General features: G+C 47.7%; 9 protein-coding genes and 1 pseudogene. 7 read left to right on the top strand and 3 right to left on the bottom strand.

Going from position 1 to position 11,152, the window contains the following annotated elements:
* From BT127_RS16690 to gap, 3 genes and pseudogenes are all read right to left on the bottom strand, one after another.
* Nucleotides 1-551: pseudogene (locus tag BT127_RS16690) on the bottom strand (hypothetical protein); the annotation flags it as partial.
* A gap of 648 nt (nt 552-1,199) precedes the next feature.
* Nucleotides 1,200-1,925 carry a hypothetical protein gene (locus tag BT127_RS03890; RefSeq protein ID WP_075423718.1) on the bottom strand — a complete coding sequence of 242 codons (726 nt, stop codon included), beginning with the start codon at nt 1,923-1,925 and terminating at the stop codon, nt 1,200-1,202.
* A gap of 218 nt (nt 1,926-2,143) precedes the next feature.
* Nucleotides 2,144-3,181: a type I glyceraldehyde-3-phosphate dehydrogenase gene (gene gap / locus BT127_RS03885; RefSeq protein WP_075423717.1), complete on the bottom strand. Its 1,038-nt coding sequence runs from the start codon at nt 3,179-3,181 to the stop codon at nt 2,144-2,146.
* A 277-nt stretch (nt 3,182-3,458) separates the two neighbouring features.
* On the opposite strand from gap, the gene BT127_RS03880 reads away from it, so the two are divergent.
* The 7 genes from BT127_RS03880 (at nt 3,459) to BT127_RS03850 (ending at nt 10,925) form a co-directional block, all read left to right on the top strand.
* Nucleotides 3,459-4,217: a hypothetical protein gene (locus BT127_RS03880; RefSeq protein WP_075423716.1), complete on the top strand. Its 759-nt coding sequence runs from the start codon at nt 3,459-3,461 to the stop codon at nt 4,215-4,217.
* 176 nt (nt 4,218-4,393) lie between these two features.
* Nucleotides 4,394-4,924, top strand: a complete 531-nt coding sequence (locus BT127_RS03875) for a CYTH domain-containing protein (protein WP_075423715.1) — start codon at nt 4,394-4,396, stop codon at nt 4,922-4,924.
* Nucleotides 4,924-5,895 (top strand): PhoH family protein, encoded by a 972-nt coding sequence (locus BT127_RS03870; protein ID WP_075423714.1) that lies wholly within the window; start codon nt 4,924-4,926, stop codon nt 5,893-5,895. Before BT127_RS03875 ends, BT127_RS03870 begins: the two co-directional genes overlap by 1 nt.
* Nucleotides 5,888-6,397, top strand: coding sequence for an rRNA maturation RNase YbeY (gene ybeY, locus BT127_RS03865; RefSeq protein WP_075423713.1), 510 nt, complete (start codon nt 5,888-5,890; stop codon nt 6,395-6,397). Before BT127_RS03870 ends, ybeY begins: the two co-directional genes overlap by 8 nt.
* Nucleotides 6,398-6,399: 2 nt before the next feature.
* Complete coding sequence (era, locus tag BT127_RS03860; protein ID WP_075423712.1) at nt 6,400-7,293, top strand: GTPase Era; 894 nt, start codon at nt 6,400-6,402, stop codon at nt 7,291-7,293.
* 469 nt (nt 7,294-7,762) lie between these two features.
* Entirely contained in the window at nt 7,763-8,506 is a 744-nt protein-coding gene (gene recO, locus BT127_RS03855) for a DNA repair protein RecO (RefSeq protein ID WP_075423711.1), read from the top strand.
* Nucleotides 8,507-8,534: 28 nt separating this feature from the next.
* Nucleotides 8,535-10,925, top strand: coding sequence for an endonuclease MutS2 (locus BT127_RS03850; RefSeq protein ID WP_075423710.1), 2,391 nt, complete (start codon nt 8,535-8,537; stop codon nt 10,923-10,925).
* Nucleotides 10,926-11,152 lie beyond the last annotated feature (227 nt).

The following is an 11,152-nucleotide window of genomic DNA, read 5'->3' as shown; positions in this document are numbered from 1 at the left end:
ATTTCGGGAACCTTAGGAGCTTCCGGTGCCTTGATTTCGGGAACCTTTGGTGCCTCTGGTGCCTTTACTTCCGGGACTTTTGGAACTTCTGGTGCCTTGACTTCTGGTGTCGTAGGGAGATCGGGGATGCCGATATCGGGTACTGTAGGCTTTGCAGCGGACTTAGCATCAGGGAAACCGGGCATAGTGCCGTGCGGCCTCTTTATCCATGATACATTGGTGTTCTTAGGCTTTGTGATGTCGTCGTCGACTGCATTAGCGTCGGTGATATCGAACATTCCCACAGAGATGTCTGCCTCTGCCATAGCCTTTCTTTCTTTTTCTGCTGCTGTGAGAGCCTTTTCCTCGTGGAGGGGCTTTGGTGCTTCAACGTTCTTTTTGGGCGGAGCCTGCATTACAGCCTTGACTTTGAGCTGCTTGTCCGCAGCCTCGGCAATATCGTTTATTCTGAATCCGCAGTAACCGCAGTACCAGTGTTCAACGCCTTTCTCAGCATATAACCTCTCTTTACATTCAGGACATCTCAATCTTATTAATTTCTTTGCTTCCATTACTTACCTCCTTACTTGTACATATCCGTACTGAATGATAATTATATTATAACACATCTCTCAGATAAAATCAACAGTTATTGAAGTCCGAAACAGGTTTATTTCAGAAAATATTTATAAGGGAAATGATTTGTTTCGTATCGAAGGGGGACTGTCTTTCTTTCAATTTCTTTATATCTTTCTTTTATTTTCTTTATATGTATGGTTCCCGTTTTCAGGAACGTTAGCATTCCCGTTTTCGGGAACAGTGGGTTCCCGTTTTCGGTAACTGTTCCCGTTTTAGGGAATTACGGTTTTCCGTAACCCTTTACGTTATCATCGGGAATGCTGTTGTGAACGTCCCTCATAATAGGCGTGTAAAGGAATGCCGTTCAACCTAAAAAGGTTGAATGAAATCCCACATTTAACAGAAAATTTACAATTCAGAGTTCAGAGCTAAGAGCTAAGTAGGGGACGGCGCCCTCGGCGTTCCGCTGTATTTAACCGTATATATTGGATTTTGCGGACTGCCAAAAGCTGCCCCTACAAGGTATCAGGGTTACGGGGAATTGTGCGTTTATCCAGAATTTAAACACGTCCCCGTCATGGGACGCAATAATTCCGAATTAAAAAGTGCGCTCCCTGAGGAACGCACTGTGTATGCTGAGATCAGACTTCGTATTTCTTTATTTTCGTAACTATCAGGTCTGCGATATGTGTCATGGTGTCGAGCTTTTCTTTATCATTTGAAGCTGTGCAGGTGAAGGTCATGAAAGGACGGTTTGTCTCAGGTATGCAGAGATGTGCAATAAAGTGAACGTCAGTGTAATCGCCTTTAGAGTCGGAGCCTACTTTGACTGTACCAGAAATACGGCGTGCAGGTGTTCCGAGAAAATCTTCCTCAGTGCTCTCTTCAATGGTATATCTTGAAAAATCTTCGGCATGTTCATCATAACAGTTCCACAGAGCGGTACTTAATCTGTCAAGAAAGTGATCCTCCAATAATGTATCAAGATTACACTCAACATTATCATTGTTGTAGAACATCAAATTGTGAAAGAAAACGACCTCGTTTTCATCATATAATGTCTCTCCGCTTAAAAATTCTTCGTCCAAGTATGTCTTTGTCGCATATATAATGTCGCTTCTATTCGGCATTTTTTTCAGTGATGCGGGACGAGGAATAGAGAATTTTGTGTCATAATTATCCGAATAAACGATCTCTTCCTCTGCGGTCTCGTCTTTCTTATCATCTGCCGGTGTGTTCTGAGCATCGGCGCCGGCGCTGTTACCTGCTGTATTGCCTGATGCAGTTGTGTTGTCCTGAGAAGCTTTGCTTCCGCAGCCTGTCAGCATAAGAGCTGCCAGACAGATAAGGCAAATATGTTTTTTCATAATCATCCTCCTGTTTTTGTCGGGTTTATAATGATAAAGCCCGAAGTAACACCTTTATTATATCAGAATGAACCGATAAAGTCAAGCAAAGTAATCAGAGCGCAGAAAGTAGAAAGCAGCAGGGGCGCCCATTGTGCGCCCCTTTAATGCGTAATTAGATCCCGAATTAAAAAGGGCGCTCCGAAGAACGCCCTTAAAATATTGCAAAATATCAGTTATTAGCCAAGCTCTGCAAAGTACTTGATTGTTCTTACCATCTGTGATGTGTAAGAATTCTCGTTGTCGTACCAAGAAACAACCTGAACCTCGTAGAGGCCGTCGCCGATCTCAGAAACCATTGTCTGTGTAGCATCGAAGAGTGAACCGTATCTCATGCCGATAACGTCAGAAGAAACGATCTGATCCTCGTTGTAGCCGAATGACTCTGAAGCAGCAGCCTTCATTGCAGCGTTGATGCCGTCCTTAGTAACGTTGCTGCCCTTAACAACAGCTGTGAGGATTGTTGTAGAACCTGTTGGAACAGGAACTCTCTGTGCAGAACCGATGAGCTTGCCGTTGAGCTCAGGGATAACAAGGCCGATTGCCTTAGCAGCACCTGTTGAGTTAGGAACGATGTTTGCAGCACCGGCTCTTGCTCTTCTGTAGTCGCCCTTTCTGTGAGGACCGTCAAGGATCATCTGATCGCCTGTGTAAGCGTGGATAGTGCTCATGATACCGCTCTGGATAGGAGCATAGTCGTTGAGAGCCTTAGCCATAGGAGCGAGGCAGTTTGTTGTGCATGAAGCAGCAGAGATGATCTTGTCATCCTTTGTAAGAGTCTTCTCGTTAACGCTGTAAACGATTGTAGGAAGATCGTTGCCTGCAGGAGCAGAGATAACAACCTTCTTAGCACCGGCATCGATATGAGCCTGTGACTTTTCCTTTGAGCAGTAGAAACCTGTACACTCAAGAACAACGTCTACGCCGATCTCGCCCCAAGGAAGCTCAGCAGCGTTAGCCTTTGCATAGATTGTAAGTGTCTTGCCGTCAACAGTGATTGTACCAGCCTCGTCGTCAGCAGTAACAGTGTGAAGATTCTCACCGATTCTTCCGCAGTAGCCGCCCTGAGCAGTATCATACTTAAGGAGCTGTGCGAGCATTGAAGGCTTTGTAAGGTCGTTGATTGCAACTACCTCATAACCCTCAGCATCAAACATCTGTCTGAATGCAAGACGACCGATACGGCCGAAACCATTAATAGCAACTTTAACTGACATAGTGGATATACCTCCTAAAAAATTTATAATCTTATTATAACTCACTGCGGAAAATATTTCAAGGGGTTAGATAAAAAAATAACGGATTTATAAAGAAAAGTAGAATCCATACAGTTTCAACAGCAGAAAATTGTTGAAAATGACAGGGAGTAAAAATCACGAAAAAGTATTCCATTTTTGGTCATTATGTAGTATAATATACTTATCAAATAGTTACATTGGTACAAATATAGTTACGTTAAAACAAAAGTAACCAAGCGATAGGAGGGTAATCATTATGGATAGTAAGAAAAAAGCTGACAAAAAAGCTGCAATGGAAAAATTCTTCGAGGAGGATTTTGCCCTGGATTTCGTGAGATTCAGCGGCGAAACTTCAAGGATCGTTGCTACATGCATCCTGAGTGCGTGTGAGGACTTCGGTACAACAAAAAAGAAGGAGGAGAACGCCATCGAGAGCATCAGAAAGATGTGCGGAGTTCTCATCCACAACACAGAGCTCAACGCCGTTCTTGCGGACCACTGCGGCGGCAACGAGCCCGAACTCTACTGCGTTCCCGTTGCGGCTCATATCGACGAGGTAGTCAAAGGCTGCAAGAAGGTGCTTAAGAGAAAATGTGCGGTCAAAGCCGAAAAGATCGACAAGAGCCTCTGCATCGATGCAAGCTTCAGAACCCTCAATTTCATGCTTGTCGGTGCTGTAAGAGCTCTTAAAATGGGCGGCGCAAAGGAGATAACCTACTCATGTACAGCCAAGCCGAAGTCCGTTACTATCAGCGTAAGTGCCGACAGCTTCGATCCCCGTGAGGTGAAGGATGCTCTTATGAGCGGAGTCGGCATGATCGAGAGGTTCTACCCCGAGATCTTTGAAGTTCTTGCGGAAAAGCTCGGCGGTAAATTCGCAGCAAAGAAAAATGCGCTCTGCTTCACTCTGCCGCGCTGTGAATACGACGAAAAAAGGGTGTATGTGAGCCCTCAGCAGGTCGCTCAGCACGTTATGTATGCTCCCTATAACATGATACTCAGGGACATTGTGTGAACCTTTTCTCTCTTTGTTTTTAACATCGTTTAGACCTTTTCATGAATTTGCAGATTCCGCAGATAAATTTTTTGTTGACAATATTCAAAAAAAGTACTATAATATATTATGTAAAACTTTTCGGACGAGAGTGCCGAAAGGTAATTTTGCCGCATTGCGGTACAGGAGTTGTGATAATGCCCGAGGGATTAGAAATAGAAAGAAAGTTTCTCGTCGAGCTTCCCGACCTTAAAAAGCTCGACCTGAAACGCACTGTCAGCATCATTCAGACCTATCTTACAAACGGTGCAGGCGACTCTCAGAGGAGAGTCAGAAGAATTGCAGAAAACGGCAGGATAAGCTACACCTATACCGAAAAGGTTTTCATCGACGATGTTACAAGACGTGAGGACGAACGCTCGGTAAGCGAGAAAGAGTACGGACTTCTCCTCGAACAGCGCAGGACAGACTGCGTGCCTATCGTCAAAGTAAGACACTGCTTCCTCTACAGGGAACAGCTGTTCGAGCTCGATACCTACCCCTTTTCGGACACGCTCGCCGTTATGGAGCTTGAACTCGAAGAGCCTTCACAGAAGATCTTCTTCCCTGATAACGTAAAAGTCATCAAGGAGATAACAGGGGATAAGCGGTATTCAAACGCTGCCCTTGCAAATGCAGGCACATTCCCCGAAAAGATCAGCGTCGCAGCACAGAATGGAGTTGTCTGATGGCAGAAAGATACATTGATATTACAAACCCCGAACAGATATCCGAGATATTCGGTCAGTTCGACGGACATATCGGAAATATCCAGAAGGAATACGGCGTCTCTATAGTCGACAGAGACGGCAGGATAAAGATAATCGGCGAGGAAAACAACGTCGCAGCAGCCGCTAAGGCTGTGGAACACCTCACTAAGATCGCAGGCAGGGGACAGTCCGTCAGCGAACAGACAGTGAGATACGTCACCTCTATGGTGCAGGAGGGCATCGAGGAACAGCTCGAGGAACTCAAAGGCGACGGCGTTTGCGTTACTTCGTCGGGAAGGATAGTAAGGGCGAGAACCGTCGGTCAGAAGCGCTATATCGACGCTATCGCCAATAATACCATTGTTCTCGGCATCGGTCCCGCAGGTACGGGTAAGACCTACCTCGCTGTGGCTATGGCTGTAAAAGCCTTCCGCGAAAGAAAGATAAAAAAGATAATCCTCACCCGTCCCGCCGTTGAGGCAGGCGAGAAGCTCGGATTCCTGCCCGGCGATCTTCAGGATAAGGTCGATCCTTACCTCAGACCGCTGTATGATGCACTTTTCGACATGTTCGGTGCGGAAAGCTTTTCACGATATATGGAAAAAGGGATAATCGAGGTCGCTCCCCTTGCCTACATGCGAGGACGTACCCTCGACGAAGCCTTCATCATCCTTGATGAGGCTCAGAACACCACCTCGGAACAGATTAAAATGTTCCTCACCCGTCTCGGAAACGAGAGCCGTATGGTCATTACGGGCGATATCACCCAGATAGACCTCCCCGATGCAAAAAAATCGGGACTCGTAGAGGCGATAAAGGTGCTGAAGGGTATCGATGACATCGATATACACAGATTTACTGAAAAGGATGTCGTGCGCCATAAGCTCGTGCAGGACATTATCAAGGCATATGAAAAATTCAACGAAGGGAGAGCTAAAAATCATGCCTAAGCTTAAAGTATACGTTAAAAATAACCAGACCGAGGTGAAGGTCCCCGTCGGTATCAGACTGCTCATCAGAAGATGCTGTCAGGCTGTGCTTACTACCGAGAAGTTCGGCAGGGACGCGGAAGTGAGCGTTTCCTTCGTAAGCAATAACGAGATAAAGAACCTTAACAAGATATACCGCAATAAGGACAGCGTTACAGACGTTCTTTCCTTCCCCCTCACAAGCGAGGACGGTACCGTTGAACTCAACCCCGAAACAGGCGCAGTTCAGCTCGGAGACGTTGTTATTTCGCTGGAAACTGCCGTAAAACAGGCTCAGAACTTCGGCCACTCACTGGAGCGTGAGATAGGTTTCCTTACAGTACATTCAATGCTCCATTTGTTGGGCTACGACCACGAGACAAGTCAGCTCGACCAGCGCATAATGCGTGAAAAGGAAGAATCCGTACTTGAAAAGCTCGGTATCTCCAGAGACGCTACTTTCGTTACACAGGGAGATAACTGACCATGTCCAGAACAGCCTTCATAACTATCGCAGGCAGGACAAATGCAGGCAAATCATCCCTCCTTAACGCTATCGTGGGCGAGAAGATAGCCTCGGTCAGCAGCAAGCCGCAGACTACCCGTACACGTATCACAGGCATCAGGAATATCGACGGTGTTCAGCTCGTTTTCTTCGATACTCCGGGACTCCATAAGCCTGTGAACAAGCTCAGCGAGCATATGCTCAACACCGTTAAAGAGTCCGTAACGGATATAGATGCGGTAGTCTTTGTGATGGACTGCAAAAAAAAGATAAATGAGTCGGAGCTTTCTCTGCTCCGCTCGCTGAATGATTCAAATATGCCCGTTATCCTTGTGCTCAACAAGATTGACCTGCTGAGAAGTATGGACGAGCTTGCACCCGTTATCGCCGAGCTTACCTCGAAGATAAGCTTCAGGGCTGTAATACCCGTCAGCGTCACAGAGAACAACGGCGTTGATATCGTTATCGACGAGATGATGAAGCTGTCGGAGGAGTCTATACATTACTTCCCCGACGATATGATTACCGACCAGCCCGAAAAGGTCATCGCAGGCGAGATGATACGTGAAAAGCTGCTGGAGCTCCTCAGCGACGAAGTACCACACGGTATTGCCGTCGGAGTAGAGGAAATGAAAGAACGTGAAGATAAGGATATCCTCGATATCAGGGCTGTTATCTACTGCGAACGCGAGTCCCACAAGGGCATCGTTATCGGCAAGGGCGGTTCTATGCTCAAAAAGGCTTCAACCGCTGCCCGTATCGAACTCGAGGAATTCTTCAGGATAAAGGTCAATCTGAAGTGCTGGGTCAAGGTCAAAGAGGACTGGCGAAACAGAGAGGGACTTATCAGAAGCTTCGGCTTGTCTGAAAAATAACACCCCATTCCCGTCCGCCCTGACTGTTCCTTTTGTGCATTTGTGCGGTACATCCGCTTTCATTGAGGGAAACCCTTTTGAAAAAGGGTTCTCCCTCAAACTCCCTTCCTAAAACTTTCAATTTAAATTTTTGTCCAACAGGGCGTTCTGCAATTCTTGCAAGGTTCGTAATTTTTACGAGGAACGCCCTGTAGGGCAAAAATTTGGACTAAAAAGTCTTTGGAAAGGGGTTCGGGGAAGAACCTTTCCTCAGAAAGGTTTGCCCCGATAAAAGTGGACGTACAGTACAAGTGCCGGCAGGAGCAGTTATGGGCAGCGGGAATTATTGTGTACAGGTGAATAAAGCTCCTGTTTCTGCGGACAATACTCACGGAGGTGAGTTGCATGTCAGCAGACCTGTGGGAGAAGTTCGCCGCAACAGGCAGTATTGCCGATTACCTTGCTTACCGCAGCGAAAAGGAAAAGGAAAATGACGATAACAGAGGGAATAGTCCTGAAAGAACGGATAGTCGGCGAACAGGACAAGTTTATTGATATTCTTACCAAGGAACACGGTCTTATGGAGATATCCGTCAAGGGCGCAAGGAAGATAAACGGCAAGTCGGGAAGCTCCGCGCAGCTTTTCGCCTATTCACGGTTCTGTGTTGACAAGCGCAGGGACAGATTCTACCTCAACAGCGCAGAACCCATACATATCTTCTACGGACTCCGTCAGTCCGTTTCACGCATATCCCTTGCAGGCTATTTTGCGGAGGTCCTCAGGTACTCCACCGCCGAACTCACCGACAGCGGAAACGTTCTGCGGCTCTTTCTCAACACCCTCCACTTCCTTGAAAAAGGCACAAGGGACGAGGTACAGCTGAAAGCTATCTTCGAGCTCCGCCTCATGTCCGAGACAGGCTTCATGCCTGATATCGTAGGTTGCAGGAACTGCGGAAAATACGAGCCGCAGTCCCTTTATTTCTCCATTTCCGACGGTAGTTTCTGCTGCGAGGACTGCTTCGGCGACAGGGACTCCACAGGCTGCATGAAGGTCGGTCTGTCCGTCCTCACCGCAGTAAGGCACATCGTACTTGCGGATATGGAGCGCATTTTCAACTTCCGCCTGTCAGAGGACTCCATGAACGTCCTTGCGGAATTTGCGGAAAGCTATCTGACCTCCCACCTTGAAAGACATTTCCCTACACTTGATTTTTACCGCTCCGTTACGTGAACGGAGGATTACAGATAAGGTTGTGACTATGAATAAATATCTGAAAACACTTGAACTTGACAAAATACTTGAAATGCTGGCGGATATCGCCTCGAACGAGGAGACTAAGCGCATGGCTCTCACAATTCGTCCCGATACGGACCTTGCGGCTGTCAGAATGGAGAACCTGAAAACAAGTCAGGCTCTGGAGCTGTCAATACAGTTCGGAACGCCCCCTTTCAGCAATTTCAAGGACGTTTCAACTGCCGCAGCAAGAGCGAAGTCGGGAGCTGTTATATCGCTCCGTGACCTCATGGACATTGCGGCTATGCTGAGACAGATAAAGTCCCTTGCGGACTGGTACAGGAGCTGCGAGAACGTCGAGACCGAGCTGGACTACCTTTTCTCTCGTCTTGCACCGAACGACTGGCTCCTTGAAAAGCTGGACCGCTCCATAATCTCCGAGAACGAGATATCCGATGCCGCAAGTGCCGAGCTTGCAGCTATAAGACGCAAGATAAACCGTGCAGGTATGCAGCTTCGTGAGACTCTCGACAAAATGGTGAAGAACAAGACCACCCAGCAGTATTTGCAGGAATCCAACGTCACTATCAGGGACGGCAGATTCGTTCTCCCCGTAAAATCGGAATACAGGGGACAGGTATCGGGACTTGTACACGATACATCCGCTACAGGACAGACAATTTTCATCGAGCCTATGGCGATAGTCGAGGCAAATAACGATATCCGCATCCTCCAGGGCAAGGAACAGGAGGAAATTGAGCGAATCATTGCGGAACTCTGCCGTGACTGCGGCGACTATGCGGACATTCTCTGCGAGAATTACAAGGTCTGTACCGAGCTGAACCTCTACTTTGCGAAGTCCGAGCTTGCGGCTAAACTGAGATGCACTATGCCCGAGATAACCGACGACGGCATCCTCTCGCTGAAAAAGGCGAGACATCCCCTTATCGACCGCAATAAGGCAGTTCCTATCGACCTTGAACTGGGCAGGGACTACCAGTCCCTCGTTATCACGGGACCGAATACGGGCGGTAAGACCGTTGCACTGAAAACTGCGGGACTCCTTTCCGCTATGACTATGTGCGGACTTCTCATACCTGTTTCGGACGGCAGCAGCATTTCCATTTACGAGCACATCCTCGTGGACATCGGTGACAGTCAGAGTATCGAGCAGAACCTGTCCACGTTCTCATCCCATACGAACAAGGTCATCGAGATAATCGATACCGCCGACAGCAGTTCACTTGTGCTTCTTGACGAGCTGGGTTCGGGTACAGATCCCGTGGAGGGCGCTGCACTGGCAGTGGCTATAATCCGCCGATTGATGAAAAGCGGTGCTAAGCTCATGGTCACAACTCACTATCAGGAGCTTAAGGTCTTTGCTCTGGACAATCCCAACGTTGAGAACGCTTCCTGCGAGTTTGACATAGAGACTCTGCGCCCTACATACAGGCTGATAGTCGGTTCTCCGGGACGCTCCAACGCTTTCGCAATCTCCGAGAGCCTCGGTATGCCTTCGGACATAATCAGCGAGGCTAAGGCAAGCGTCAGCGAGGCGAATACCCGTCTTGAGGAAGTCATCTCAAAGCTGGAGGCTTCACGTATCGAGCTTGAACGTCAGAAGGACGAGATAACAAGGCTTAAAGCCGAGACCGCTCAGCACGAGGAAGTTATCCGCCGTGAAAAAGAGGAGCTTGAACGCACTAAGGCGGACGAGCTTGAAAAGGCGAGACTCCGTGCAATGACTATCATCGAGCAGACCAAAGCCGAGTCCAACGAGCTTATCGACGAGCTTGAAAAACTCCGCAAGGAAAAGGATAAGAAGGACTTCAGCGCAAATGTTTCCTCAATGAAATCCAAGTCCAAGCAGAGCTTCAACAAGATGTACGATACCGCTAATCCCGTTCAGGGACAGGATCCCAACGAGGGTTATGTCCTGCCGAGAAAGCTCAGAAGGGGAGACACCGTTTACGTTGTGGACCTCCAGCGAAAGGGCATTATCTGCGGCGATCCCGACGGCAGCGACTTCGTTTTCGTACAGATGGGCGTTATGAAGACAAAAATGAACATCAGCCGACTCCGTCTTGAAGAGCCTCAGAAGGTGACATACGGCAACAAGTCCGTCAAGAGAAACAACAAGATGAACAAGGTCGGCGTGAAGGCTGAAAGACGCGGAAAAATGGAACTCGATATCCGCGGATGCGCCTGCGACGACGGCGTTTACCAGCTTGATTCATTCATCGATCAGGCAGTTATGTCCAATATATCGATGATAACTATTATCCACGGCAAGGGTACGGGACTCCTCCGCAAGGCAGTCCACCAGCGCCTTAAGAACCACCCCTCTGTCAAGAGCTTCCGCCTTGGAGTTTTCGGCGAGGGCGAGGACGGCGTTACCATTGCCGAGCTGAAATAACTTATTACTATATTGCTCCACCAACTAACTCTTGAATTTTCCTGCTTGTCCGGACAGCGAAATACTTCGTCAGAAAGTCTTGAAATACGACAGTATTCCTGCGCCTTTCTTCCTTGCCTTTCGCTGGCTGTCCTTCGCAGTAATTCTTCAATAGTTGATTGGCATAGCAATGGTAAAACAATTTTCATAAAGACTTACAATTTTTTTGAAAAAAATACTGGACAAAT

The sequence above is a fragment of the Ruminococcus sp. XPD3002 genome (genome assembly GCA_900119535.1).
Taxonomy (GTDB): Bacteria; Bacillota; Clostridia; order Oscillospirales; family Ruminococcaceae; genus Ruminococcus; species Ruminococcus flavefaciens_H.
This window is presented reverse-complemented; position numbering and strand designations above follow the sequence as displayed.